The following is a 25,866-nucleotide window of genomic DNA, read 5'->3' as shown; positions in this document are numbered from 1 at the left end:
GCGCGTGGTGATCGAGCAACCACACAGCCTGCGGCGCGACCTGTTGGTCATCGGGTTGATGGTTGTCCTCACCTTGGCCGTCATCGCGCTGTTGTTGGTACCGAGCCTGGTCAGCTGATTCGATCTCGCCCCTGGCAGGATCGCAGGAATGAGACGCTGGATCGCGCTGTTCGAACTCGGCTTCGCCGTGCTCTTCCTGGCCTGCGCGGTCGTCAGCTGGCAGGCGGCGCGGCGCACCACCGAGTTCGTTGGCACCGATGAACATCCCGGCTTCGAGGCCGTGCGCTACGTGCCGCCGTTGCTGTTGCTGGCCTGCGCGCTGGTGACGGTGGGTGGGCTGCTGGTGATCGATGCCCTCGCCAGGATCTACGCCAGATCTGTAGCACGTCGCCACGTCGAACCGATGATCTAGAGGAAGCCGAATTCCGATGTGCGCGTGGGGGTTCGGGACACGAGCCCGCACCGCGGGCTCCCTCGAGGAGGAATCGATGACCAGACTGACCGCAGGAATCTGTACCGTCGCCGCCGCCGTGGCGACGATCGCGCTGGCCGCCGCGCCCGCCCAGGCCGCCCCCGGCCTGCCGCTGACCCCGCTGACCGCCGAGCCGGCCGCCGACGGTTTCGCCCCGGAGACCGGCTCGAGCGGGATCTACAACGGCATCATGTGCCAGCTGCACACGATCTCCGCCGAAGTGCCCTGCATGTACACGTAATCAGTCGGTCCACTGCTGGTAGACGTCGACAACGCGCCCGCCCCGCGTGCCGGGCGCGTTCAGGAATACGGAGACGGTGCCGTCGGGATGGGCCGCCGCCTCCGTCACCACCTGGCGCAAGGTGGCACGGATGCCGCCGTCGGCGTCACGGTACAGATCGGTATCGGTGTGTAGACCCGCGCCGATCCGATTGGGGGGTACGAGCATCGCGGTGATCGCTGGAATCGGCCCCGCCCCGAGTGTCACGGTCTCCTCGTGGCTGAGTTGGGCGCCGATCCGATCGGGCTGGACCTGCGGTGCGAAGGCGGTGGCCGAACCCGCGCCCAGAAGCACTCCCGCCGCGACGAACCCTGTGCCAAGGGCAGTGCTGGTGACGCCGAAACGCATGAAATACCCTCTCGCTGATAGCTGATTTCTCTGCGGCTCAGGTGCTGAGCCGCACGGAGCGTAGTCGCAGGCCAATGGGCCTAGATCGAATTCTTCCGCCGATAGGGGCGGCGTGTCGGGCGTGTCGTCGGTGGGTCGCTGCGGTCTGGGTCACTGTGCTCCACCCTGTCGTCCGGCGTGCCGAGGCGAGCTGAGAGACTGGAATCCGTGAGTCCTACGCAGGTACCGGTTTCCGCCCAGCTCTTCGAGCGGGCAGCCTCGGTGATCCCGGGTGGCGTCAATTCCCCGGTTCGTGCGTTCAATTCGGTGGGCGGTACGCCGCGGTTCATCACCTCCGCGAGCGGCTACACGCTCATCGACGCCGACGGCAACGACTACGTCGATCTGGTGTGCTCGTGGGGTCCGATGATCCTCGGGCACGCCCACCCCGCCGTCGTCGAGGCCGTGCAGAAGGCCGCGACCAGCGGACTGTCGTTCGGTGCGCCGACCGAGGCCGAGATCGAGCTCGCCGAGGCCATCGCCGCCCGCGTCGACCCCGTCGAGCGGGTCCGCCTGGTGAACTCCGGAACCGAGGCCACGATGAGCGCGGTCCGCCTGGCCCGCGGCTTCACCGGCCGATCCAAGATCATCAAATTCTCCGGCTGCTACCACGGCCACGTCGACGCGCTGCTGGCCGACGCGGGCTCGGGCGTCGCGACGCTCGGCCTGCCGACCTCGCCCGGCGTCACCGGCGCGCAAGCCGCCGACACCATCGTGCTGCCCTACAACGACCTCGCCGCCGTCGCCGCCGCCTTCGAAGCGCACCCCGGCCTGATCGCCTGCGTCATCACCGAGGCCGCCGCGGGCAATATGGGCGCGGTCGCGCCGCTGCCCGGCTTCAACGAAGGCCTGCGCGCGCTGGCGCACGACAACGGCGCGCTGCTGATCATGGACGAGGTGATGACCGGTTTCCGGGTCAGCGCGTCGGGTTGGTACGGGCGCGAAGGCGTCGCCGGTGACCTCTACACCTTCGGCAAGGTGATGAGCGGTGGCCTGCCCGCCGCCGCGTTCGGCGGTCGCGCCGAGATCATGAACAACCTCGCTCCGCTCGGCCCGGTCTATCAGGCGGGCACCCTGTCCGGTAACCCCGTCGCCGTCGCGGCGGGCCTGGCGACGCTGCGCGCGGCCGACGCCGACGTGTACGCGGCGCTGGACCGCAATGCCGATCGTCTCGGCTCGCTGTTCGCGAAAGCCCTGACAGAGGCCGGTGTCGAGCATCAAGTCCAGTTCGCAGGCAATATGGTGAGCGTGTTCTTCGCCGAGCGCCCGGTGACCGACTACGCCGCCGCCAAAGCGAGCCAGACCTGGCGTTACCCTGCCTTCTTCCACGCCCTGCTCGACGCGGGCGTGTACGCGCCGCCCAGCGCGTTCGAGGCATGGTTCGTCTCCGCGGCACTCGACGAGGACGCGTTCGACCGTATCGCCGCCGCTCTGCCCGCCGCCGCCCTCGCGGCCGCGGCCGCAACCCCCGAAGGATCCCCAGCGTGAGCTCCGACCAGCCCGACGCAGAATTCGCCCCAGTCCCGGCGGATAGCGACGAGGCGCCTCATCCTGTCCCCGCCGCCGTGCCGCCCGCCCTCGACGACGATCCGTCGACCGTCGAAACCATCGTGCATGTGCTGCGCCACGGCGAGGTGCACAACCCGAACGGCATCCTCTACGGCCGCCTGCCCGGCTTCAGCCTCTCGGTGGCCGGTCGCTCGCAGGCCGGTGCCGTCGCGCGCTCGCTGGCCGATCACGACATCGCGATGGTGATCGCCTCTCCGCTGCAGCGCGCCCAGGAGACCGCGGCGCCGATCGCGGCCGCCCACGACCTGATCGTGCGCACCGACGAGAACCTGATCGAAGCGGGCAACACCTTCGAGGGCCTGCGCGTCTCCGTCGGTGACGGTGCTCTGCGCAAGCCGAGGCATTGGTGGAAGCTGCGCGACCCGTTCACCCCGTCCTGGGGCGAGCCGTACCTGCAGATCGCTCATCGCATGCTCGCCGCGGTGAACAAGGCCCGCGTCGAGGCCGCCGGTCACGAGGTGGTGCTGGTCTCGCATCAGCTGCCCGTGTGGACGCTGCGTCGCTTCCTGCAGGGCCAGCGGTTGTGGCACGACCCGCGCAACCGGCAGTGCTCGCTCGCGTCGCTGACCTCGCTGGTCTATCAGGGCGATACGCTCGTCGACATCGTCTATTCCGAGCCTGCAGGCGCGTCGGACCCGTCGGTACACGGCGCATGACACGCTGGTCCTCATCGGGATCCGCCCGTGGCCGTCGGCCGCGGGCGCTGACCGCCGTTCTGTCCGCCCTGCTGGTGATCATCACCGCGGCGGGCTGCTCGACGGGTACCGATGCGGTAGCCACCGGTGGTGGGACCTTCGAATTCGTCTCACCCGGTGGTAGAACGGATATCTACTACGATCCGCCCGCGACGCGCGGGACGATCGGCACGCTCTCGGGGCCCGATCTGATGAACGAGGGAAAGACCGTTTCGGTCGACGATTTCCCGAACCAGATCGTGGTCGTGAACCTGTGGGGACAGTGGTGTGGCCCGTGCCGCGCCGAGTCGCCCGCTCTCGAAAAAGTCTTCGCGGCGACCAGAGATCAAGGCGTCGCGTTCCTGGGGATCAACGTCCGTGACCATCAGCGCGACAAAGCCCAGGACTTCGTAGTGGACAACAAGATCGAATACCCGTCCATCTACGACCCGTCGATGCGGACCTTGCTCGCTCTCGGCGGAAACTTTCCCACCAGTGTTATTCCGACCACGTTGATCCTGGATCGTCAGCACCGGGTCGCCGCGGTCTTCCTTCGCTCGCTACTGGCCGAAGACCTTCAGCCCGTGGTCGAGCGCATCGCCGCCGAGGAGAAGCAGTGAGCAGCCGTCGTCGTCCAGGAAATCTGACCGCGTGTCGTCCCCGTCAGGGCGCCCGCCGAATGGGTGCGGGCTGGACGGTCGACGACCGTTGGGCCGGCATCGCGACCGTGCCGCGCAGCGTCGCCGGTGCCGGTCTGTTCGATTTCGGCCCCGCTGAACCGGCCGAGACCGAGCGCACCCTGTCGTTGCCGCGCGACGAGCAGCAGGACATGGATACGGACACCGACGAGTGATACCGCTCGCCGCAGTCGGGGATTCCTTCCAGCAGACGGCGGCATCGGGTCCGCTTTTGCTGGCGCTGGGAGCCTGCCTGCTCGCGGGCCTGGTGTCGTTCGCTTCACCGTGTGTCGTGCCGCTCGTCCCCGGCTATCTGTCGTATCTGGCCGGGTTGGTCGGTGCCGAGGCGCCGCCCGCCACCAACGCGCAGGCGAGCACGCTCACCGCGCAGCGCCGTAGCGCGAAGATGCGGGTGGCCGGTGCCGCCGGGCTGTTCGTCGCCGGGTTCACGGTGGTGTTCGTGCTGGCCACGGCCACTGTTTTCGGCGTGATCCAGACCCTCAATGTGAATCGGGAACTCCTGCAGCGCATCGGCGGTGTGGTGACGATCCTGATGGGTCTGGTGTTCATCGGCCTGGTCCCCGCCCTGCAGCGCGACACGCGGATGGAGCCGCGCAGGCTCACCAGCATCCTCGGCGCGCCGCTGCTCGGCGGGGTGTTCGCGCTCGGCTGGACACCGTGTCTCGGGCCGACGCTGTCGGGTGTGATGGCGGTGTCCGCGGGTACCGAGGGCACCACCGCGGTGCGCGGAGTGACGTTGATCGTCGCCTACTGCCTCGGCCTCGGACTGCCCTTCGTGGTGCTGGCCTTCGGGTCGGCCGGTGCGTTGCGCGGGGTCGGCTGGCTGCGGCGCAATTCGCGCACCATTCAGGTAATCGGGGGTTTTCTGCTCGTCGCCGTCGGCGTCGCGCTGGTCACGGGGGCATGGGATCAGTTCGTCAGCTGGGTGCGTGACGGGTTCGTCTCCGAGGTGACTCTTCCGATCTGATGACTGACACGCTGACTACTCCGATCACCCCCACCCCGCCCGTCCGGCAATCGCTGCTGGGCCGGGTCTGGGCCCTGGTCCGCAATTCGTGGCGCGGCCTGACGAGCATGCGCACCGCGCTGGTGCTGCTGTTCCTGCTCGCGCTGGCCGCCATCCCCGGCGCACTGCTGCCGCAGCGCAGTCTCAACGCGCAGAAGGTCGACCAGTACATCGCCGACCGTCCGACGCTGGGCCCGTGGATGGACCGGGTCGAGCTGTTCGACGTGTTCGGCAGCTTCTGGTTCACCGCCATCTACGTGCTGCTGTTCATCTCGCTGGTCGGCTGCATCCTGCCGCGCTGCTGGGACCACTACCGGGCCCTGCGCACCCCGCCGGTGCCCGCGCCGCGCAACCTCAGCCGGTTGCCGCACCACTCCAGTGAGACCGACGACCGGACGCCCGACGAGGTGATCGAGGCCGCCAAGGCTTCCTTGCGTGGGTGGCGGACCGAGGTTCGTCCCGGTCAGCGCGACGGTGAGGTGACGCTGTCCGCCGAGAAGGGCTATCTGCGCGAGTTCGGCAACCTGGTGTTCCACCTGTCGCTGGTGGGGCTGCTCGTCGCGATCGCGCTGGGCAAGCTGCTCGGCTACGAGGGCAATGTCATCGTGATCGCCAACGACGGTCCCGGTATCTGCACCACCTCGCCCGCGGTCTTCGACTCGTTCCGGGCGGGCAACACCAATGACGGCACCGGCATGACGCCGCTGTGCATCAAGGTGAAGGACTTCAAGGCCGACTACCTGCCCACCGGTCAGGCCGAGATGTTCCACTCGAACATCGAATATCAGGCCGGTGCCGACCTCAGCACCGACACCTGGCGCAGCACCGAGCTCCAGGTGAACCATCCGTTGCGCGTCGCCGGTGATCGGGTCTACCTGCAGGGACACGGCTTCGCGCCGACGTTCACCGTCACCTTCCCCAACGGGCAGACCCGCACCGAGACCATCCAGTGGCGGCCCGACGACGCTCAGACCTTCCTGTCCAGCGGTGTGCTGCGCATCGACCCGCCCGGCGGCATGTACGCCACCGACGAGGAACGCAGGCAGAACCAGATCGCCATCGAGGGTCTGTTCGCGCCGACCGCGATGTTCCACGGCAGCCTGCTCACCTCGTCGTTCCCCCGGATGGATGACCCGGCGGTCGCGGTCGATGTCTATCGCGGCAATACCGGTCTCGACACCGGTCGCTCGCAGTCGCTGTTCTCGCTGGACCCGGAGATGATCAAGCAGGGTCGGTTGACCAAGGAAGCGCGGGTCAACCTGCGTCCCGGCGAGTCGACCACGTTGCCGAGCGGAGCGAAGGTCACCTTCGACGGCGCCGAGGAATTCGTCAACCTGCAGGTCTCGCACGACCCGGCCCAGCAGTGGGTGCTGGTGAGCGCGCTGACGATGATGGCCGGTCTGCTGGTGTCGCTGTTGCTGAAACGGCGACGGATCTGGATCCGGGCGTACCCAGTCGAGGCCGCGGCAGGTACCGTGGGTCAACGACGCGCCGTAGTAGAAATGGGCGGCCTGGCCAGAAGTGATCAAGCGGGCTGGGGCGCCGAGTTCGATCGACTGCGGACACGGCTGCTGGGAGCGGAGAAGTGATCCGCGCACTCGACATGGAGACGGAATCCTGATGCAGATCGACGAAACGCTGGCACGGTACAGCGACTTCGCGTTCATGTCGGCCATGGCCATCTACGCTCTGGCCACGGTCCTGCTGATCGTGCAGTACGCCTCGGCGCGCGCCAAGCAGGTCGCCGCGCGCGAACTCGTCCCCGCGGGCGACCCGGGGTTGCCCGGCCGCATCGAGACCCCGGAGGCCAAACCGCTCGCCGAACGGCTGGGCAACATGGCCTTCTCGGTGCTGGTGGTCGGCGCGGTGCTGCACATCGGTTCGATCGTGCTGCGCGGCTTCGCGACCCACCGCTTCCCACTGGGCAACATGTACGAGTTCACCACCATGGCCACCGCGGCTGCCGTGGTGATCGGCCTGATCTTCCTGCGCGATCAGCGCTACCGCGCCATGTGGGCGTTCCTGCTGGTCCCCGTGCTGATCCTGATGTTCCTGGCAGGCACGGTCCTCTATGCCGACGCCGCGCCCGTGGTCCCGGCTCTTCGGTCGTTCTGGCTGCCGATCCACGTCACCATCGTCAGCATCGGCAGCGGCGTCTTCCTGGTCTCCGGCGTAGCCAGCCTGCTCTACCTGTTCCGCATGCGTCAGCCCGCGGGCGAGGAATCCACCGGCATCCTCGGCACCATCGCCCGCCGCCTCCCCGACGCCCGCACCCTCGACCAGCTCGCCTACAAAACCACCATCATCGGCTTCCCGCTCTTCGGTGCGGGCGTCATCCTCGGCGCCATCTGGGCCGAAGCCGCCTGGGGCCGCTTCTGGGGCTGGGACCCCAAGGAGACCTGCTCCTTCATCGCCTGGGTCCTCTACGCGGCCTACCTGCACGCCCGAGCCACCTCCGGCTGGCGAGACACCAAGGCCGCCTGGATCAACATCGCCGGCTTCGTCGCGATGCTGTTCAACCTCTTCATCATCAACATGGTGATCAGCGGCCTGCACAGCTACGCCGGGCTGACCTAGCCGTTCTGCCGCGCCCTACTGCGGACATGCATAAGGCCCAGAGGCTCCGACGAGCTTCTGGGCCTTTGTTGTTCGCGGATCAGCAGTAGTAGCAGATCTTGTTCGCCGGGAGTTCTACGTGGCAGTTCAAGCAGACCGGTTTGCGGACCGGTTCGGGCTTGGGGATGGCTGCTGTGCTGCGGCGGGCGGCGGAGGGGCGTTTGACGGCTGCCTCGGCTGCTTCGGCGGTGGCCAGGTCCGCGGAGGTGGACTGGCGGATGGCGGCCACCTTCGGGGGGAGGGTGGGCAGGCCGCCGTCGGCGGGGAGGTCGGTGGCGAAATGCTGGTAGCACTGCCAGCGGGCCGCGGCGGCGTGCATTTCGAGGTCGTCGGGGATGGGCAGGCCCGCGAGTTCGAGGATGTAGCGGTAGCCGGTGCCGACGGTCTGGTTCTTGCGCACGCACAGCGCGCTCAGCGGCGGCTCGTTGTTCTGGTGACAGTGCTCGGCGACCTTGTCCAGCACGACGGGCAGCCAGTGCTGCCACTTCACGGCGGTGCGGATGCCGGACTCTTCCTGGACCAGCTCGGCCAGCTCGGTGTTGACGATGAAGTTGTTGAACCGGGTGGCGGTATCGGCCAGCACTTCATGTGCGGCGCGAGTCCACTCCAACCGGGCCTCGGTGAACGTCACGGCGCTGCCGTCGGCCGCGCGCCAAGTGGTCGGGACAGAACCTTGCTGCACATCAATCACCGGAATACGTTATCTACCCAGCTCTTTCGACGCGCAACGGGGGTATGTGCGACAGCTCACGGCGACGCACATCGCGAGGTCACTCGGTAGGACCGGAGTCGTCGCGAGGTTGTTTGCCGAGGCGCCAGAGGAATTCTGGATCGTCGTCAGGACCGAGAACCGGTCTGCGCGGGGGTGGGCCGGAATTAGGGCGCGGCAATTCGGGGCCGAACGCCTTCCAGCACAACACTGCGATGGCAACGATCGCGATGAGTGCCAATAGGAACGTCACGTCGCTCACCTCCTGCTATCGAGGGTAGCCGTGTCCGCGCCGTGTGCACATCCGCAACGGGAGGGAAATTTTTGGCAAACGCGAGCCCGCGGTGGGCTCGCGTCGGCCGGCGAGTCAGCGCGGTGCTGCCTCGGTGGTGAGCGACCTGAGCAACTGCAAGACCTCGGACTCGCGGAAACGGCGATGTCCGCCCGGTGTGCGCAGCGAGCCGAGCCTGCCGGCATGAGCCCACCGGGTGACGGTCTTGGGGTCTACATGGAACATGGCGGCCACTTGGCCTGGTGTCAGCAGAGTGTCCTGAAGGCCGACGGTGATCGCAGTCATAGCTAACCTCTCCGTTTCGACAGTTCCCTCATCAGTGGCGTCATCGTCGCACTACGACCCCCACGTAGTCGAACCACCTACTGTTGGTAAAGGGGAAGTAATAGACAAAAGCCGCGAACGGGCCGTATCGAAGCGTTCCGCGCCGGGCCTACGCGCACCTCGGGCCGTGCGCGGCTGATGAACAGTGTCGCGTCGGCGCCCATTAGGCTGTAGTCGTGAGTGAAGCAACAGGTCAGCAGGGTTCTGGCGCCGGGAAGCGGCTGGTACGCAATCTCGCGCTCTACACGCTGGCTCGTCTCGGGCTGGTGGTGGCGATCGCCGCGCTGATCGTCGGCGTCGCCAAGCTGATCGGCGTCGACGTGCCGGTCATCGTCGCGGCGCTGTTCGCGTTGATCGTCGCGATGCCGCTGTCGCTGACGCTGTTCAAGAAGCTGCGGGTGAAGGTGAACGAGGACATCGCCGTCGTCGACGCGCGCCGCCGCCAGGACAAGGCGCAGCTGCGGGCCCGCTTGCGGGGTGACGACGACGGTACGTCGGCGTGAAGTACCTCGATCGCAGCGCCCCGCGTGACTGGGTCGACAACGCCGTCCGGCTGATCGACGCCGACACCCAGCGCTCCGCCGACACCCACCTGCTGCGGTATCCGCTGCCCGCCGACTGGCCGGTGCAGCTCTACCTCAAGGACGAATCGACCCACATCACCGGCAGCCTCAAGCACCGGCTGGCGCGGTCGCTGTTCCTGTACGCGATCTGCAACGGCTGGGTGACCGAGGGAACGACCGTGGTCGAGGCGTCGTCGGGTTCCACGGCGGTGAGCGAGGCGTATTTCGCCAAGCTGCTCGGTCTCGACTTCGTCGCGGTGATGCCGGCGAGCACCTCGCCGCAGAAGGTCGCGCTCATCGAAGCGCACGGTGGCCGATGTCATTTCGTCGATCGACCGCCGGATATGTACACCGAGGCCAAGCGTCTCGCCGCCGAATCAGGCGGGCACTTCATGGATCAGTTCACCCACGCCGAGCGGGCCACCGACTGGCGCGGCAACAACAACATCGCCGAATCCATCTACGAGCAGCTGGCGCTGGAGAACCACCCGGTGCCGGAGTGGATCGTGGTCGGCGCCGGAACCGGCGGCACCAGCGCGACGATCGGTCGCTACATCCGTTATCGCAGGCACGCGACGCGGCTGGCCGTGGTCGACCCGGAGCACTCGGCGTTCTACGGCGGCTACGAGACCGGCGACGCGGGCTATGAAACCGGAATGCCTTCGCGCATCGAGGGAATCGGCCGTCCCCGCGTGGAACCGTCGTTCGTCGGCCAGGTGGTCGACCGCATGATCATGGTGCCCGACGCGGCTTCGATCGCCACCGCCCGCCACGCGAGCACCGCGCTCGGCCGTCGCGTCGGCGGTTCGACCGGCACGAACCTGTGGGGCGCCTTCCATCTCGTCGCCGAGCTGGTCGCTGCGGGCCGCAGCGGCAGCGTGGTCACCCTGCTGTGCGACGGCGGCGACCGGTACGCGGGCACCTACTTCAACGACGACTGGGTGGCAGCCCAGCACCTCGATCTGACCGGTCCAGCGGACATCCTCGCCGAATTCGCGGCCACCGGTCGCTGGAACGGCTGACGCCTCCCGCACCTCTCCTCAGGGTCCTTCTGCGGCCAATGGCGTCAATTTTTGTTGACAAAGTCGGCAACGTCAATCAAAATTGACGCCATGACCGATGCAACAACCCTCGCCTCAGCGGCAGGCAATCCCGACCCGGCGGTCGGGCTGCGCGCCGTGCTCGCACTGCGCAGATTGGCCGACCGCCTCGAAACGATCCAGGTGGCCAACGCCAGAGCCAACGGATGGTCGTGGCAGGCCATCGCGGAGGCACTAGAGGTGAGCAAGCAAGCGGTCCATCAGAAACACAATCGGAAAGGTGGAACCCGCTGATGTTCGAAAAATTCAGTCGCGAGGCCCGAATCGCGGTGGTCAGCGCCCAGGACGACGCCAAAGAGCTGGGCGCGAAGCGGATCGGGCCGGAGCACGTCCTGCTCGGCACCCTGTCGAACGCCGAACCCGGACTCCAGGCGGTGCTCGACGCGCGCGGCATCACCGCCGACGGGGTACGCACCGCTCTCGCCGCCCGCACGGACGAGCCGCCGCTCGGCGCCGATGACGCCCAGGCCTTGCGCTCGATCGGCATCGACCTGGACGCGGTGCAGGCCAGCATCGCCGAGAACTTCGGGCCGCAGGCCTGGGACCGGGCCGAACCGGAGGCCAAACGCGGCATGCTCGGGCGACTGCTCGGCTCCGGGCACATCCCGTTCACCGGCCCGGCCAAGAAGACGCTGGAACTCGCGCTGCGGGAGGCGATCCACCGCAAGGATCGCGAGATCACCTCGGTCTACCTGCTGCTCGGGATCCTGCGCGGGGCGGACCAGACCACTGTCGATCTGCTCGGCGGGCGCGACGCGGTGTCGGGTGTGCGCGCAGATCTCTACGCGATGCTGGACCGCGCCGCGTGAATTCCACGTCGGGTGTGTGTCAGACCCGCCGCGATGTCCGTTTCCCGGCCTAGCATTGCGTGTATGCAACTAGCAATCCGGTTGGTCATCAACGCCATAGCCATCTGGGCTGCGGCCGCGTGGATCGACAAGATCGATATCTACGTGCCGCCCGAGTGGTCAGCGGAGTGGGGCAACTGGGGCAAGGCCCTGGTCCTGCTCATCGTCGCGCTCGTGTTCACGGCGGTCAACGCCGTGATCAAGCCGATCGTGCAACTCCTGTCGCTGCCGTTCGTGATCCTCACGCTCGGCCTGTTCCTGTTGGTGGTCAACGCGGGGATGCTGTGGCTCACCGCCAAGATCACCGAGATCACCGACTACGGCCTGCGCGTCGACGGCTTCTGGGCGGCGTTGTGGGGTGGCTTGATCATCACGTTGGTCAACTGGGTGCTCGGCATTCTGGTACCCGACGGCGACTAGCCGGCGAGCCCGACGGCCAGCGCGCTCAGCGCCGACCACGCCAGCAGGGCCAGCCCTGAATCACGGAGGGCCGGAATCAGTTCCAGCCCACCCTTGCCGGTCCGCACGGGGGCGTTGGCCCGGATCGCCAGCGGCAACGCGAGCAATCCGACCAGCGCCCACGGCGTGCTCGCGATCAGCGCCAGGCTGATCACGAAAGGCGTCGCGAGCAGCACCACGTGCAGGGTGCGGGTGCGGGCGTCGCCGAGTTTCACCGCGAGGGTGACCTTGCCTGCCTCGGTGTCGGTCGGGATGTCACGCAGGTTGTTGGCCACCAGCACCGCGCTGGAGAACGCGCCGACACCGATCGCGAGCAGCAGGCCGACCCAGTCGACCCGCAGCGCCTGCACGTATTGGGTACCGAGCACCGCGATCAACCCGAAGAACACGAATACCGCGATCTCGCCGAAACCGCTGTAGCCGTAGGGCTTGCTGCCGCCGGTGTAGAACCAGGCGCCCGCCAGGCACACCGCTCCGATCAGCACCAACCACCATGCGGTGGTCACGGCCAGCACGAGCCCGGCGACCGCGCCGATCGCCAGGCTGAGCACCGCGGCGGTGCGAACGGCCTTCGGGGATGCCAGCTTCGAGCCGACCAGCCGCAGCGGCCCGACTCGCACGTCGTCGGTGCCGCGAATGCCATCGGAGTAGTCGTTGGCGTAATTCACCCCGACGATCAGCGCCAGCGAAACCAGCAGCGCCAGAATCGCTTTCCACCAGACGGCCCCGTCGACTGACGCGGCCGCGCCGGTGCCCGCGAGTACCGGCGCGATCGCGTTGGGCAACGTCCGCGGCCGGGCGCCCTCGATCCATTCCGCTGCTGTAGCCATGGATCGAAGCCTAATCCGACATCGGTGGGAGGGCGCGGGTGCGCCTGGTCACGGTGTCAGGCCGGGGTGGATTCGGCGATCGTCTTGAGCCGGGCCAGACCCTTGTCGAAGTCCTTGCCGATGAGGTTGTCGATCGGGAACACCTTGCCGAGCACGCCCATCATGCCGGAGTGGGTGCCGGTCATCTTCCAGGTCACCTCGGTACCACCGGCCACCGGAGCGAGCGTGAAGGTGACGAAATTGGTGGCTTTGAACGGCTTCTCGAAGGTGAGCTCCACCCCGATCTCGCGTTCGGCGTCGGCCTTGATCTCCATCGTGCCCGCACCGGCTTTGCGGTTGCCACGCCACGCGTAGCGGGCGCCGACGCCGGATTCCGGGCCGGTGTAGGTGCGGGCGAGCTGCGGATCGGCGTCTTCCCATGGCGACCACAGCCGCCACTGGTGGAAGTTGTCGATCAGTGCGTGAATCCGTGCTGGTTCGGCGGCGATGGCGGTGCGCCGCGACACCTCGAAGTTGCCCATGCGCGTGAGCCTAAGGCGAGGCGGGGACAAATCGCGGGACACATCGACCTCGGGTGTCGCGGCGAGTGCGAATCGGGAACCCGACGCCGCGCTCGCCTACGATGACATCGGCATGTCTGTACAGCATCGCGGCCCCGAGGGGTCGCTCTCCGAGGCTCTCTCCCGCGTTGTCGTGGGGGTGCTCGGCGTGATCGCGATCCGCCGCGACGAGGCCATGATCGCGCTGCCCGGCGCCCGCGCCAGGCTACTGCTTGCCGCCCTCGCTGTTCACCCTGGCCGGGCCCGCAGCGCCCAGGCGTTGATCGACGAGGTCTGGGGCGACCAACCACCCCGGGCGCCGATGAACGCGCTGCACACCCAGGTCTCACGACTGCGGGCGATGCTGCCCGACGGCGCGCTCGAGATCGGCCCCGCGGGCTACCGGCTGACCCTGCCCGCCGACAGCGTCGACCTCACCGCGGTCGCCGCGCTGGCCCGGCGAGCCGACGAACACCTGGCCGCGGGCAACACCGCCGACAGCCTCGCCGCGATCGCACTGGCCCGCACCCTCTGGCGCGGCGAACCGGGCGCCGATCTTCCCGATTCCACCCCCGCCGACGATCTACGCGCGGCCGCCGTCGACCTGCGCCGCCACCTCGATCACACCGAACTCGCCGCCCACACCGCCCGGCGCGATGTCACCGCCGCCCTCCCGCTGGCCCGCGCCGCCGCCGCGACCAACCCCTTGGACGAATCCGCCCACACGACCCTGATCCGCCTGCTCGCCGCCGCGGGCCGTACCAACGAAGCCCTCGAAGTCTTCGCCACGTACCGCCTGCGCCTGATCGAGGAACTCGGCGCCGACCCAGGTCCCACCCTGCTCGCCCTCAACACCGCCATCCTGCGTGGCGAACCGATCGAGCTCCCTGGAACCCGCACGGCGCGGCCCAACCGAGAAGCCGAGCCGAGTGCCTCGACGTCCGCACACCGATCCGCCGACTCGTCGGCCCTCGGTGTGGACAACGGCGTCGGTAGACCGGGCATCGACACCGGACCAGGCCCCATCGACGCGCGCTATTCGGCTGCTGCCGCCCGGTACGAGGGTGCCGAGACAGATCTGGTCGACTCGACCAGCGACGGCGGCTCGCGGCGGACCGGCGCGTCACCCGTGGAGCTGGACGAGCGGGAGCAGCCGAACACATTGCCCGCCGAAGCGGCGAACGGCAGCGCACCTGACCGATCGAACCACGCCCCGATGCCACGCACGGCGGTCGGCCTGCGTGCCGCACCCAATGAATTGCTCGGTCGCACCGCCGATCTCGACGCGATCACCGATCTGGCGCACCGCTCCAGGGTGACCACCGTCCTCGGACCCGGTGGCACCGGCAAGACCAGGGTCGCCAACGCGGTGGGTGAACGGCTGGCTCGTTCGGTGCCGGTGGTGCTCGTCGAATTGGCCTCGGTGCAGCCCGAATCGGAGGTGGGCGCCGAATCGCGCACCGGTATCGAGGTCGTGATCGGGCAGGTGATGGGCCTGGGCGAGGTGATCCGTGACCCCGGCGCCATCCGGCAGGGCAGGCAGATCGATGCGCGCACCCGCCTGCGTGAGGCGCTCGCGGCGCGGCCGATGGTGCTGATTCTGGACAATTGCGAGCACGTGATCGACGCCGCGGCCGAGGTGGTCGCCGATCTCGTCGGCAGTTGCGCCCAGCTGACGGTGCTCACCACCAGCCGCTCACCGCTGGCGATCACCGCCGAATCCGTCTATCCGCTCGCTCCTTTGGCGATCGACGCGGCAGGTTCACCCGCCACGGAACTGTTCTCGGCACGTGCACGGGCGGTGCGTCCCGATGTGCGCCTCGACCCCGACACCGTGGCCAGGTTGTGTCGCACCCTCGACGGTCTCCCGTTGGCGATCGAGCTCGCGGCCGCACGGGTGCGCACGATGAGCGTCGCCGAGATCGAGACCAGGCTCGAACATCGTTTCGCCCTGTTGCGCAGTGGTGATCGGTCCGCGCCGCATCGGCATCGCACGCTGCACGCGGTGATCGCGTGGAGCTGGAATCTCCTCGACCCCGATCAGCAGGTGACCCTGCGCAGGCTGAGCCGGTTCCCGGCCGGATTCACCCTGTCCGCGGCCGAGATCGTCGCCGCGGGCCCGGATGTGGCCGCCGCGGTGGACGGGCTGGTCGGCCAGTCCCTGCTCACCGTCTTGGACGACCCCGACGGCGCGGGCATCCGCTATCGCATGCTCGAAACGGTTCGTGAGTTCGGCGCCGAACAGATCGCCGCCGTCGACGTGGCGACCGACGGCGCCGAATCGGTGCTGGTGCTCGACAGAATGTTCTGCTGGGCGAGGGAATTCGCGCTGGCGTCGTTTCGCGGCTACCGCGGCGGCCATCAGGTGCGGGCGGTGCTCGCGGTGACCGCCGACCTGGACAACCTCGTCGCGGTACTGCGCATTGCCGTCGATCGCGCCGACGCGCACACCGCCTACTCGGTGTTCCCGGTGGTCGCGATTGCCTGGGTGATGCGCGGCGCACACCTGGAATTCACCGGGTGGGCCATGCGATTGGTCGCTCTCGTACCGCCGCCACCGGCCTCGGGCGACGCCGCCGACCTACAGATGATCGCGCATCTGCTGACCTGCCTGCACATGCTGTTCCTCAAGGACGGTGGCGTCCGCGCGACGGCGATCGTGCGCATGCGCGCGCGGCGGTTGGTGACGAACCCCGATCTCGATCCGGGCTTGTCCTTCCTCGGTACGGTGATCACCGTTCGGCCCGAAAAGTTCCGGTTGGGCAGGCTGTTCGCCCGTGGCGCGCGTTCACACCATCAGCAAGTCCGGATCGCCGCGCTGATCGCTCGCGCCAACCTCTGGGAGAACGCGGGCAACGTCGCGGGCTCGACCCGCGACTCCTTACGCACACTCGACGACATGGACCCGGCGGAAGTGTGGGGCATGGCGACGGTGAGCCAGCACCTGGCCCAGCTGTCCGGTCAGTCGGCGCACTACGCCGACGCCGTGAACTATTACCGCCGCGCGCTGGAGTTGATGGGCAAGCTCCGTGTGCACGAAGAGATCATGGAGAGCCGCTGCTACCTGGCGGCTTCCCTGGTCGGCTGCGGTCGACTCGAGCAGGCCCGCGCCGAACTCGACTTCGCACTACGCCCTGACGATTCCGGCGTGAGCCCGGTCGACGATCCCAGCGTTCGCCGCAATCACCGGCTGGCGAACGCGGCCACCGCCCTCGCCGAACTCGAGATCGCCGAGGGCGATATCGACGCCGGACTGCGCCATTTCCGCCGCGGGCTGGAGCTGCTCGGGTGGCCCGATTTCGAACCGACGCCCGGCCCCGGTTCACTGATGATCGCGGCGGGCACCGTGAGCGCCCATGTGCTGCACGGCCGGGCGTCGGTGGCCGGCGCTCTGGTGGCCGAGATGATCGAGACCGCCGATCAACGGTTGGCGCAGTACATCGACCTGCCGCAGATCGGCGCGGTGGCGTGCGCACTCGGTTCCTACCTGCTCACCACCGAGAACGGGCGTACCGACGGTCTCGAACTGCTCACGCTGGCAGGGACATCGATGGCCAGACAGGACAGCCCGTCGATGGAACTGGCCGCGCACATCGCCTTGCATCGGAGCGTGGTCGGCGATGCCGCGATGGACGCCGCGCTGCACCGCGCGGCGGGTACGCGTCGTCTCGATGCCGCGATGCGCGTCATCGAGATCATCGCCGGACGGCACTGACACAACAACGGCACCCGACCCCATGGATCGGATGCCGTTGCGGGACAGCGGTGTTCAGGCGCGGCGCATGTAGGCCCGGACCGCGAGCGGCGCGAAAATCGCGATCACCACGAGCGAGCCGACCAGCGACCAGACGAGGTCGGTGCCGTAACTGTTGGAGTTCATCAGCTCCCGGCAGGTGTTGACCATGTAGTACACCGGGTTGGCATGGTTGAGTCCCTGCATCCAGCCCGGCATGGTGCTCACCGGGGCGAAGGCGCCGGACATGAACGTCAGCGGGAACATCACCATCATCGAGATGCCCTGCACCGACGCGGCGCTCTTGCCGGTGACGCCGACCAGCGCCCAGATCCAGCTGACCGCGAACGAGCACACCACGACCACCAGGCAGGCCGCGACCACGCCGACCAGACCGCCGCCGGGCCGGTAGCCCAGGCACAATCCGACCAGCACGGTCAGCGTCGAAGCGATGGCGTAGCGCACCATATCGGCCAGCAGCGCGCCCGCCAGCGCCGAAACCCGGGCGATGGGTAGGGATTTGAAGCGGTCGAACACGCCCTTGTCCATGTCCTCGCGCAGCTGCGTGCCGGTGACCACCGAGGTCAGCACCACGGTTTGCACGAGGATGCCCGGGATGAGCACCGGCAGATAGCCGGACACGCTGCCCGAGATCGCGCCGCCGAAGATATAGGTGAACAGCGCGGTGAACAGGATCGGCTGCACCGTCACGTCGAAGAGCTGTTCGGGATTGTGTTTGATCTTGAGCAGGCCACGATAGGCCATGGTGAACGAGGTGGCGATCGTCTCGCGCAGGGCGATCCGGTCGCTGGCCTCGGGGAGTTTGTCGATGGATTCGGGAGCGGTGAGTACTGCGGTCATGCCGCGCTCCGTTCGGTGTCGTCGGATTCGTCGGCCGGATGGCCGGTGATGGTGAGGAAGACTTCGTCCAGCGTCGGTTTGCTGACGGTGATCTCGTCGACCCCGATCTCCCAGTCGCGCAACCGGATCAGCAGGTCAGCGGTGAGATTGGGGTCGGGCAGCGGCGCGGTGAGCCTGCCCGCTTCGGGGCTGATCTGCACGCTCACGTCGAGGAAGTCGCCGATGATGCGGCGGGCTTCGTCGAGCTGCTCGGAATCGACCAGTGTCAGGTGGACCGAGGCGCCGCCGATGGAGGCTTTGAGCTGGTCGGCGGTGCCGTCGGCGATCACCTTGCCGCGGTCGATCACCGCGATCCGGTCGGCCAGTTGATCGGCCTCGTCGAGGTATTGGGTGGTGAGCAGCACCGTCGCGCCTTCGCGAACCAGCCTGCGGATGGTTTCCCACATCTGCGCGCGAGTGCGCGGGTCGAGGCCGGTGGTCGGTTCGTCGAGGAACAGCAGCGGCGGGGTGGAGATGAGGCTGGCGGCGAGATCGAGGCGCCTGCGCATGCCGCCGGAGAAGTTCTTCAGCGGCTTGGAGGCGGCCTCGGCGAGGTCGAACTCCTCGAGTAGCTCGACCGCCTTGCGCCGGGCATCGGACCTGCTCAGGCCGAGGAGGCGGGCGAAGATGATCAGGTTCTCGGTGGCGGTGAGCTCCTCGTCGACCGAGGCGTACTGGCCGGTGACACCGATCAGCGAGCGCACCGCGTTCGGTTCGGCCACGACGTCGCGGCCGAAGATCCGGGCGCTACCGCCGTCGGGGCGGAGCAGGGTCGCCAGCATCTTGATGGTCGTGGTCTTGCCCGCGCCGTTCGGTCCGAGCACGCCGTATACGGCGCCGCGCGGCACCGTCAGGCTCACCCCGTCGACCGCGCGCTGCTTGCCGAACACCTTGACCAGCCCGTCCGCCTCGACGGCGAGGGATGAAGTGGGTGTGTAAGTCATGAGCACTACCGTGCCCACCCCGACTTGCACGCGCCTTGCACGGCTCTGTCAGCGCCTTGCGCCTGGAGGCTTTACCGAGAACACGCGCGCGCCAGCGCGCCGGTTATTCAGCCAGGAGAAGCTTGCGCAGGGCCGCGCGGTCGGGCTTTCCGGGGCCGCGTAGCGGGATCTCCGACAGCACGGCCAGCTCACGCGGTGCGGCGATCGAGTCGAGCTCGGCCACCACGTGGGCGCGCAGTTCGTCCAGCGTCGGCGCGGCACCCGCTGTCGGCACGATCGCGACCGCGACCCGCTGACCCAATCGTTCGTCGGGCAGGCCGAGCACGATGCATTCGCTGATGCCGGGGTGGTTGGACAGCACAGCCTCCACCACCTGCGGAATCACCAGCAGCCCGCCGGTCATGATGGCCTCGTCGAGGCGCCCCGTGATCGAGAGCACACCGTCTTCGAAGGAGCCCGCGTCTTCGGTCCGGAACCAACCAGGCTCGGCGAAGGCCGGATGGTCGGGCAGATTGCGGTAACCGCGCGCGATCATCGCACCGCCGAGGATGACGCGACCGTCCTCGATGCGCAGCTCGGTGCCGTCGAGCGGCACGCCCTCGTAGACGCACCCACCGCAGGTCTCACTCATCCCGTACGTCCGCACCACGGTGATACCGAGGTCACGCGCCCGGTCGAGGACGGGCGCGGGCGTGGCCGCACCGCCGACCAGGACACCGTCGAGTTCGGCCAGCGCCTTGGCCGCCACCGGCGAATCCAGCGACTTGATCAGCTGCGTGGGTACCAGCGCGGTGTAGCGACGCGGTCCACGCATCGCGCCGACAGCCCCGGCCAGCGCCTCGGGCAGGAACCCGCCCGACACGTCGAGCACCGTCGGCTCGGTGCCGGCGAGGATGCTGCGCAGCAACACCTGGATACCGGCGATGTGATGGGTCGGCAGCGCCAGCAGCCAGCTACCCGGACCGCCGAGACGATCGTGCGTGGCGTTGCCGCTGGCACGCAGGGCTTCGGCGCCGAGCAGCGCGCCCTTGGGGATTCCGGTGGTGCCCGAGGTCGTCACGACCAGCGCGACATCGTCGTCGATCGGATCGCCGGGCTTGAGCGCGTCGGAAAGCCTGCGCGCCTCCCGACGATCGGTGGTCGGAATCGGTAGCCACGCCGGGCCGCTGCCGTCGAGGGCTTGGCGCAGGTGGGGCATCACTTCGCTGACCCCGGAACCGGTCGGCATCTGCAGCGTCCGCAGGGTTCTACTCACCCCACCACCTCCGGAAACAGCTTGCCGCGCGCCCTCACGGCTTCGATCGTGTCATGCGACCGACAAGACCCGGCCAACGGGTCGGTTTGTCGGGAAACGGGTCGGCAAAGCCAGACATAGCGACTGCGATTCAGTAGATGGACAACACCACTCGCACTGCGGTCCGGACGACGTCGGTCGGGCGCTTGCTCGCAGCTATCGTGCGCGGCCGAGCCGTCATCGGCAACTCGGCTCGGCCGCGGGCACGGCCCTCTCACTCCGGCGACCAGCGCTGATCCCGCCGGATCGGATGTTCGGCGGGAACCTGCACCAGCACGATGGCGACGCCGTCCGGATCGCGCAGCCACATCTCCCACAGACCCCAGTGTTCGAGCACCGGTGCGCGCTCGATCTCGATTCCCTTCAGCGCCAACTCCGCCGCCGCGTCGTCGACATCGCGCACCTGCAACCAGATCGCGCCGTCGAAGCTGCCCGACTGCCCGCTGCCACCGTGCGCGGCGACCTCGAGCAGCGACTGCCCCGCGAAGAACACCGTGCCGCCGGGGTACTCCCGTGCGATCGCCAAGCCGAGGCCGTCGCGGTAGAACGCCAGCGTGCGACCGTAATCGCTGGGGCGCAAGATGATCCGGCTGTTGAGAATCTCCATGGGATGTCCGTTCTCAGAAGTACCAGGGGTAGGGCGTCCAATCGGGCTTGCGCTTCTCCAGGAACGAGTCTCGGCCCTCGACCGCTTCGTCGGTCATGTACGCCAGGCGAGTCGCCTCACCGGCGAACAGTTGCTGACCGACCAGACCATCGTCGAGCAGGTTGAACGCGTACTTCAGCATGCGCTGCGCCTGCGGCGATTTGCCGTTGATGTCGGCGGTCCACTCCAACGCGACGTTTTCCAGCTCGTCGTGGTCGACGACCTTGTTCACCGCGCCCATCTGGTGCATCTCCTCGGCCGTGTACGGCCTGCCGAGGAAGAAGATCTCGCGGGCGAACTTCTGGCCGACCATCTTCGCCAGATACGCGCTGCCGTACCCGCCGTCGAACGAGCCGACGTCGGCATCGGTCTGCTTGAACCGCGCGTGCTCGCGTGAGGCGAGCGTCAGATCGCAGACCACGTGCAGGCTGTGCCCGCCACCGGCGGCCCAGCCGTTGACGAGCGCGATCACCACCTTGGGCATGAAACGGATCAGGCGCTGCACCTCGAGGATGTGCAGTCGGCCCGCGCGCGCCGCGTCGACCGTGTCGGCGGTCTCGCCGTCGGCGTACTGGTAGCCGTTGCGGCCGCGGATGCGCTGGTCGCCACCGGAACAGAACGCCCAGCCACCGTCCTTCTCGCTCGGACCGTTGCCGGTGAGCAGCACCGCGCCCACGTCAGGGCTCATCCGCGCATGGTCGAGCGCGCGGTACAGCTCGTCGACGGTGTGCGGGCGGAACGCGTTGCGCACCTCGGGCCGGTCGAATGCGACCCGCACCGTGCCCTGCTCGATATGGCGGTGATAGGTGATGTCGGTCAGGTCCTCGAACCCGGGGACGGGCTGCCACAGCTTCGGATCGAAAGTCACGAACACGATTATTGCCCTACCTTCCGACGCCGCGGTACGAGGTCGTAACACCGCAGCTCGAGCGGTCGCCGCATACTCTGAGCACCTGGTGCGTATAGTTGCGCCTGCTCGTACATCGAACCGATCCGGAGGAACCTGAAAGTGGTTGCAGCACTGTCTGAATCCCTGCTCGACGACGCCAAGCGTCCGGCTTTCCTTGCTGACGCCGTCGAGGTGCTCGACGCCGAGGTCTCGGACAAAGGTGGTGCGTCCGGCCTTGCCGTGAAGGGTGGCTACGCGGCGGTCAAGAAGATCAGCCCGACCATCGTTCCCGACGGCCTCGCGTCGCTGGCGCCGAAACTGCTCGATCAGCTCCAGCCGTACTGGGCGGAATTCACCACCTCCGGCACCGGCACCTTCGCCGATCTGCTGGCCGCGAAGTCCGATGAGGTCGCCGAGTCGCTGCTGGCCGTCACCGACGCCCGTGCCGAGTCGTCCACCCGGCCCGCGCTGAAGAAGGTGTACTCGTCGATGCGTGGTTCGGCCAAGAAGCACGTCATCGAGGCACTGCCGCGCGTCGGCGATCTGGTGCAGAAGCACGCAGGCTGAGCGGTATAGCGGGGTAGCCCCCGCTGTGATCGTGAACGAGGCCGGTGCGTGTTCGGGTAACCGAACCGCACCGGCCTTTTCGCGTTCGTGGGTGACCACCCTCACGTAACGGGGGCATGCGGTGGCCTCGGACACATCGATTCCCGGTCGGCGGTAAATTCCGTGACAGCCGGTGTGAGGAAAATTACCGCCACGGTGAACGCCAGGATAATTGCGGGTTGCCGCTAATTCGACGAGAGCGCGCCAGTCATCGGCGCGATTGACAACCACCCTGCCTTATCGGATACGTTGCCAATCAAGCGATCCGGAAATCGAATTGCTTTTAGATGACTGCATTGCAAAGGTCGAAAGGAAGTTTGCTCACATGATCTCTCGTAAGACCCTCGCCGCCACCGGTGCTGCCGCTGCTGCCGCTGTCATGTTCTTCGGTCCCGCCGTCGCGAGTGCCGACGCCACCGGATCCGCCGAGGCCGCAACGGGCTCGGCTGACGTGCTGACCGGCTCGTCCGCTGGTTCGGGCGTGCTGGAGTCGGGCAGCGCCGCGGTCGACAGCGCTACCTCGGCCGTCCTCAACATCATCGAGTCCGTCACGGGCATCCAGGATCTCACCGCACCCGCGGAGTGAGCTGAATATTCGTTCGACCAACCTTTTGTCGGGTTGGCGGAAATTCCGGCGGCGGGCAGATAGCCCGTCGCCGGATTTCTGTCTTCTGTTGTTCTCTTTGCGATTTCATGAATGTCGGTTGCCCCGGTATATGAATGTCGGTTCATCGCGCCCCCGGTATCCCGGCAATCGGTCGCATAGTCGAATACTGGTGCGCTGGTCGCACTCGGTGACGCAGACAACGCGGGCCGGGGGCAGACGGGTGCGCGCCGGTCTGACAGGCTGTGATTGTGAATCCGTCTACTGCGCAGGCACGAGTGGTCGTCGACGAGCTCGTCCGCGGCGGCGTCGGTGAAGTGGTGCTGTGCCCCGGATCGCGCAACGCGCCACTGGCCTTCGCGCTGCAGGCCGCGGACGCGGCCGGGGAGCTTCGGCTGCATATGCGCGTCGACGAGCGCACCGCGGGATTTCTGGCGATCGGTCTCGCGGTGTCGTCGGGGCGGCCGGTTCCGGTCGTGATGACCTCCGGCACCGCGGTGGCGAACCTGGGTCCGGCCGTACTCGAGGCCAACTACGCGCGGGTGCCGCTGATTGTCGTCAGCGCGAACCGGCCCTACGAGATGCTCGGTACCGGCGCCAATCAGACGGTGGAGCAGCTCGGCTTGTTCGGGTCGCAGGTGCGCGCCACGATCAGCCTCGGGCTGGCCGAGGCCGAGGTGGGGGAGTCGGCCTACCCACGACAGAACAGCGTGTGGCGCTCGTCGGTATGCCGGGTGCTCGCGGCCGCGCGCGGAACCCGTTCCGGTAACGCGGGTCCGGTGCAGTTCGACATCCCGCTGCGTGAACCGCTGGTCCCCGAGCTGTCCGACGATCCGCTCCCCGTGGGTCGCGAGGGGGAACGGCCATGGACGGCAACCCAATACGCCACCCTCGACGTGCCGCTCGACATCGACCTGACGCCCGATACCGTCGTCATCTCCGGCCATGGCGCGCGGTTGCTGCCCGAACTCGCCGCGCTGCCGACGGTGGCCGAGCCGACCGCGCCGATGCACGGCCCCGCCCTGCACCCGCTCGCGCTGTCGCTGCTGAAGCCGACCCAGGCGATCATCACCGGACGTCCGACCCTGCACCGGCAGGTCTCGCGGGTGCTGGCCGATCCGGACGTCACCGTGTTCGCGCTCACCACCGGTCCGCGCTGGCCCGATGTCTCCGGCAATGTCGTCGGCACCGGGACTCGCGCGGTGACCACCGGTACACCCGATCCCGCCTGGTTGGCGCGTTGCTCGGAACTGAACCAGCAGGCCGAGTCGGTGGTGCGGGCCGAGTTGGCCGCGCATCCGAAGGCGACCGGTCTGCACGTGGCGGCCGTGGTCATGGACGGCTTGCGAGAAGGCGATCAACTGCTGCTCGGCGCGTCGAACCCGGTGCGCGACGCCGCCCTGGTGTCGTATCCGCGCCCGGGCATCCGGGTGCTGTCCAACCGCGGTGTCGCCGGTATCGACGGCACGGTCTCCGGCGCCGTGGGTGCCGCCCTGGCGCATCCCGGCCGCACCGTGGCGCTGATGGGTGACCTCACTTTCCTCCACGATGCGTCCGGCCTGCTGATCGGGCGCGGCGAACCGCGCCCGGACAATCTCACGATCGTCGTCGCCAACGACGACGGCGGCGGCATCTTCGAGCTGCTCGAACAGGGCGATCCGCAGTACGCGGGGGTGTTCGAGCGGGTATTCGGCACGCCCCACGGCATGGATCTGGCCGCCCTGTGCGCCGCCTACCGCATCCCGCACCGTCAGGTCGATCCCGCCGAATTGGCTGTGGAACTGGCCGCCGACGCGCACGGCCTGCGGGTGCTCGAGGTCGCGACCGAGCGTTCCAGCCTGCGTGAACTGCACGCGGGTCTGCGGGCCAAGATCGCCGGTTAGGCGCCGGTGAACCCCTCGTCGGCCTCGTCGAAGGGGACGGGGATGGTCTGTTCGATCACGTCCGCCGGATTCGCGGTGTCGGCCTCGCGGGCGATATCGGCCGCCATCGCGGCGTCGGAGTAGGCCGGATCGTCGGGGTCGTCATCGCGGAAGGCGGACTGTTCCTGCTCGATGCGATCGGCCTCGGGGACCTCGTCCAGTGGGCGAGCGGGTTCGTCATCGATCATCGGTGCTCCTCGTTCGTCGGCCTGCTCGATCGGTTGAGCCTCGGACGTGATGTGCGCTGATCGGGTCCTGCGCTGTCCAGGGTGCGCCGATCCGGCGCGCGCGGCAAGCCGCACCGATGACTTCGGGGCGATGGGTTCGTCTGCATGAGTGCGACCGCGAAGTCATCGACGAGGAGTACTCATGGAACCGCAGTTCGATTTCGAACCCGCCGCTCGATCGCTCGCCGCGGTCGTCGACGGCATCACCGACGACCAGCTCGCCGACCCGACGCCATGTGTCGAGTCGACGGTGCGCGACCTGCTCGCCCACGTGGTCGGGCTCACCGAGGCGTTCCGACAGGCTGCGACCAAGGAATCGGTCGGCCGGTCCGTGCCGCCGCCCGCCGGTTCCGACAGCCCGCTGCCCGATGACTGGCGCACCCGCATCGCCGCGCAGCTCGAGACGCTGACGACGGTGTGGCGGGTGGCGCAGGCATGGGACGGCGATACCGAAGCCGGTGGGGTCGAGCTGCCTGCCTCGGTGATGGCGATCGTCGCGCTCGACGAGATCACCATCCACGCGTGGGATCTCGCCGTCGCGACGGGACAGGAGTTGACCGTTACCGCCGTGGACCTGGCGATCCTGCACGAGTTCCTGCGCGAAACCGACCCTGCGGGCACACCCGGCTTGTTCGGCCCGATCGTCGAGATCCCGGCCGACGCACCGGCATTCGATCGACTGCTCGGCCTCACCGGCCGTGATCCCGCGTGGCGCTCCGCCGTCGCATCGTGAAA

Annotated in this window: 30 protein-coding genes; 19 read left to right on the top strand and 11 right to left on the bottom strand. The window is 68.0% G+C overall.

Annotation, left to right across the window (positions count from 1 at the left end):
• Positions 1–148: 148 nt before the first annotated feature.
• Positions 149–412, top strand: coding sequence for a hypothetical protein (locus ASD42_RS12795; protein WP_056814461.1), 264 nt, complete (start codon positions 149–151; stop codon positions 410–412).
• 76 nt (positions 413–488) lie between these two features.
• Positions 489–713 (top strand): hypothetical protein, encoded by a 225-nt coding sequence (locus ASD42_RS12790; protein ID WP_131816986.1) that lies wholly within the window; start codon positions 489–491, stop codon positions 711–713.
• On the opposite strand, the gene ASD42_RS12785 is transcribed toward ASD42_RS12790, so the two are convergent.
• Positions 714–1,100 (bottom strand): hypothetical protein, encoded by a 387-nt coding sequence (locus ASD42_RS12785; RefSeq protein ID WP_056814456.1) that lies wholly within the window; start codon positions 1,098–1,100, stop codon positions 714–716. It abuts the gene before it with no gap.
• 207 nt (positions 1,101–1,307) lie between these two features.
• Here ASD42_RS12785 and hemL point away from each other — a divergent pair, with 207 nt between their 5' ends.
• The 7 genes from hemL to ccsB all read left to right on the top strand — a co-directional run bounded on the left by hemL (position 1,308) and on the right by ccsB (position 7,663).
• Positions 1,308–2,627 carry a glutamate-1-semialdehyde 2,1-aminomutase gene (gene hemL / locus ASD42_RS12780; RefSeq protein WP_084787080.1) on the top strand — a complete coding sequence of 440 codons (1,320 nt, stop codon included), beginning with the start codon at positions 1,308–1,310 and terminating at the stop codon, positions 2,625–2,627.
• A 77-nt stretch (positions 2,628–2,704) separates the two neighbouring features.
• Entirely contained in the window at positions 2,705–3,364 is a 660-nt protein-coding gene (locus tag ASD42_RS12775; RefSeq protein WP_056816193.1) for a histidine phosphatase family protein, read from the top strand.
• Positions 3,361–4,002 (top strand): TlpA disulfide reductase family protein, encoded by a 642-nt coding sequence (locus ASD42_RS12770; protein ID WP_056814454.1) that lies wholly within the window; start codon positions 3,361–3,363, stop codon positions 4,000–4,002. Before ASD42_RS12775 ends, ASD42_RS12770 begins: the two co-directional genes overlap by 4 nt.
• Positions 3,999–4,235: a hypothetical protein gene (locus ASD42_RS34365; RefSeq protein ID WP_131816568.1), complete on the top strand. Its 237-nt coding sequence runs from the start codon at positions 3,999–4,001 to the stop codon at positions 4,233–4,235. Before ASD42_RS12770 ends, ASD42_RS34365 begins: the two co-directional genes overlap by 4 nt.
• Complete coding sequence (locus ASD42_RS12765) at positions 4,232–5,047, top strand: cytochrome c biogenesis CcdA family protein (RefSeq protein WP_131816567.1); 816 nt, start codon at positions 4,232–4,234, stop codon at positions 5,045–5,047. Before ASD42_RS34365 ends, ASD42_RS12765 begins: the two co-directional genes overlap by 4 nt.
• Positions 5,047–6,675 (top strand): cytochrome c biogenesis protein ResB, encoded by a 1,629-nt coding sequence (resB, locus tag ASD42_RS12760; RefSeq protein ID WP_056814451.1) that lies wholly within the window; start codon positions 5,047–5,049, stop codon positions 6,673–6,675. The genes ASD42_RS12765 and resB overlap by 1 nt, the downstream gene beginning before the upstream one ends.
• A 31-nt stretch (positions 6,676–6,706) precedes the next feature.
• A complete protein-coding gene (gene ccsB, locus ASD42_RS12755; RefSeq protein ID WP_056814447.1) occupies positions 6,707–7,663 on the top strand; it encodes a c-type cytochrome biogenesis protein CcsB in 957 nt (318 codons plus the stop codon).
• Positions 7,664–7,742: 79 nt separating this feature from the next.
• Here ccsB and ASD42_RS12750 read toward each other — a convergent pair whose 3' ends face one another.
• Complete coding sequence (locus tag ASD42_RS12750; RefSeq protein ID WP_056814444.1) at positions 7,743–8,393, bottom strand: hypothetical protein; 651 nt, start codon at positions 8,391–8,393, stop codon at positions 7,743–7,745.
• A 385-nt stretch (positions 8,394–8,778) separates the two neighbouring features.
• Complete coding sequence (locus tag ASD42_RS12745) at positions 8,779–8,988, bottom strand: BldC family transcriptional regulator (protein WP_056814442.1); 210 nt, start codon at positions 8,986–8,988, stop codon at positions 8,779–8,781.
• 215 nt (positions 8,989–9,203) lie between these two features.
• Here ASD42_RS12745 and ASD42_RS12740 point away from each other — a divergent pair, with 215 nt between their 5' ends.
• From ASD42_RS12740 to ASD42_RS12720, 5 genes are all read left to right on the top strand, one after another.
• Positions 9,204–9,530, top strand: a complete 327-nt coding sequence (locus ASD42_RS12740) for a DUF4229 domain-containing protein (protein ID WP_056814439.1) — start codon at positions 9,204–9,206, stop codon at positions 9,528–9,530.
• A complete protein-coding gene (locus tag ASD42_RS12735) occupies positions 9,527–10,612 on the top strand; it encodes a PLP-dependent cysteine synthase family protein (protein ID WP_056814435.1) in 1,086 nt (361 codons plus the stop codon). The genes ASD42_RS12740 and ASD42_RS12735 overlap by 4 nt, the downstream gene beginning before the upstream one ends.
• 90 nt (positions 10,613–10,702) lie before the next feature.
• On the top strand, positions 10,703–10,924 hold the full coding sequence (locus ASD42_RS12730; RefSeq protein WP_019049431.1) for a hypothetical protein: 222 nt from the start codon (positions 10,703–10,705) through the stop codon (positions 10,922–10,924).
• Complete coding sequence (locus tag ASD42_RS12725) at positions 10,924–11,499, top strand: Clp protease N-terminal domain-containing protein (protein WP_056814432.1); 576 nt, start codon at positions 10,924–10,926, stop codon at positions 11,497–11,499. The genes ASD42_RS12730 and ASD42_RS12725 overlap by 1 nt, the downstream gene beginning before the upstream one ends.
• Positions 11,500–11,562: 63 nt before the next feature.
• A complete protein-coding gene (locus ASD42_RS12720) occupies positions 11,563–11,958 on the top strand; it encodes a phage holin family protein (RefSeq protein WP_056814429.1) in 396 nt (131 codons plus the stop codon).
• Here ASD42_RS12720 and ASD42_RS12715 read toward each other — a convergent pair.
• Together ASD42_RS12715 and ASD42_RS12710 are read right to left on the bottom strand one after the other, a co-directional pair.
• The gene (locus ASD42_RS12715) at positions 11,955–12,827 is read right to left on the bottom strand and encodes a 1,4-dihydroxy-2-naphthoate polyprenyltransferase (RefSeq protein ID WP_056814424.1); all 873 of its coding nucleotides are present in this window, start codon (positions 12,825–12,827) and stop codon (positions 11,955–11,957) included. The two genes, ASD42_RS12720 and ASD42_RS12715, sit on opposite strands and share 4 nt — an antisense overlap.
• A gap of 56 nt (positions 12,828–12,883) precedes the next feature.
• Positions 12,884–13,348 (bottom strand): SRPBCC family protein, encoded by a 465-nt coding sequence (locus tag ASD42_RS12710; protein ID WP_056814421.1) that lies wholly within the window; start codon positions 13,346–13,348, stop codon positions 12,884–12,886.
• Positions 13,349–13,460: 112 nt separating this feature from the next.
• Between ASD42_RS12710 and ASD42_RS12705 the strand changes: the two genes are divergently transcribed.
• Complete coding sequence (locus ASD42_RS12705; protein WP_156677432.1) at positions 13,461–17,081, top strand: AfsR/SARP family transcriptional regulator; 3,621 nt, start codon at positions 13,461–13,463, stop codon at positions 17,079–17,081.
• 54 nt (positions 17,082–17,135) lie between these two features.
• On the opposite strand, the gene ASD42_RS12700 is transcribed toward ASD42_RS12705, so the two are convergent.
• From ASD42_RS12700 to ASD42_RS12680, 5 genes are all read right to left on the bottom strand, one after another.
• Entirely contained in the window at positions 17,136–17,960 is an 825-nt protein-coding gene (locus ASD42_RS12700) for an ABC transporter permease (protein ID WP_056814416.1), read from the bottom strand.
• A complete protein-coding gene (locus tag ASD42_RS12695) occupies positions 17,957–18,943 on the bottom strand; it encodes an ATP-binding cassette domain-containing protein (RefSeq protein ID WP_056814411.1) in 987 nt (328 codons plus the stop codon). Before ASD42_RS12695 ends, ASD42_RS12700 begins: the two co-directional genes overlap by 4 nt.
• A 103-nt stretch (positions 18,944–19,046) precedes the next feature.
• Positions 19,047–20,171 carry an o-succinylbenzoate--CoA ligase gene (menE, locus tag ASD42_RS12690; RefSeq protein ID WP_056814408.1) on the bottom strand — a complete coding sequence of 375 codons (1,125 nt, stop codon included), beginning with the start codon at positions 20,169–20,171 and terminating at the stop codon, positions 19,047–19,049.
• A 280-nt stretch (positions 20,172–20,451) separates the two neighbouring features.
• Complete coding sequence (locus ASD42_RS12685; RefSeq protein ID WP_056814405.1) at positions 20,452–20,844, bottom strand: VOC family protein; 393 nt, start codon at positions 20,842–20,844, stop codon at positions 20,452–20,454.
• Between the two features lie 13 nt (positions 20,845–20,857).
• Positions 20,858–21,751: a 1,4-dihydroxy-2-naphthoyl-CoA synthase gene (locus ASD42_RS12680; RefSeq protein WP_056816187.1), complete on the bottom strand. Its 894-nt coding sequence runs from the start codon at positions 21,749–21,751 to the stop codon at positions 20,858–20,860.
• A 141-nt stretch (positions 21,752–21,892) separates the two neighbouring features.
• Between ASD42_RS12680 and ASD42_RS12675 the strand changes: the two genes are divergently transcribed.
• The 3 genes from ASD42_RS12675 (at position 21,893) to menD (ending at position 24,865) form a co-directional block, all read left to right on the top strand.
• A complete protein-coding gene (locus ASD42_RS12675; RefSeq protein ID WP_056814402.1) occupies positions 21,893–22,339 on the top strand; it encodes a DUF6918 family protein in 447 nt (148 codons plus the stop codon).
• Between the two features lie 364 nt (positions 22,340–22,703).
• Positions 22,704–22,964 carry a hypothetical protein gene (locus ASD42_RS12670; RefSeq protein WP_056814399.1) on the top strand — a complete coding sequence of 87 codons (261 nt, stop codon included), beginning with the start codon at positions 22,704–22,706 and terminating at the stop codon, positions 22,962–22,964.
• 269 nt (positions 22,965–23,233) lie between these two features.
• A complete protein-coding gene (menD, locus tag ASD42_RS12665; protein ID WP_056814397.1) occupies positions 23,234–24,865 on the top strand; it encodes a 2-succinyl-5-enolpyruvyl-6-hydroxy-3-cyclohexene-1-carboxylic-acid synthase in 1,632 nt (543 codons plus the stop codon).
• Here the strand turns inward: menD and ASD42_RS12660 are convergent.
• A complete protein-coding gene (locus ASD42_RS12660) occupies positions 24,862–25,092 on the bottom strand; it encodes a hypothetical protein (RefSeq protein WP_056814394.1) in 231 nt (76 codons plus the stop codon). The genes menD and ASD42_RS12660 overlap by 4 nt on opposite strands.
• A 181-nt stretch (positions 25,093–25,273) precedes the next feature.
• Here ASD42_RS12660 and ASD42_RS12655 point away from each other — a divergent pair, with 181 nt between their 5' ends.
• Positions 25,274–25,864, top strand: a complete 591-nt coding sequence (locus tag ASD42_RS12655) for a TIGR03086 family metal-binding protein (protein ID WP_056814392.1) — start codon at positions 25,274–25,276, stop codon at positions 25,862–25,864.
• Positions 25,865–25,866: the final 2 nt, after the last annotated feature.

The organism is Nocardia sp. Root136 (genome assembly GCF_001427185.1).
In the GTDB taxonomy this organism is placed as follows: domain Bacteria; phylum Actinomycetota; class Actinomycetes; order Mycobacteriales; family Mycobacteriaceae; genus Nocardia; species Nocardia salmonicida.
This window is presented reverse-complemented; position numbering and strand designations above follow the sequence as displayed.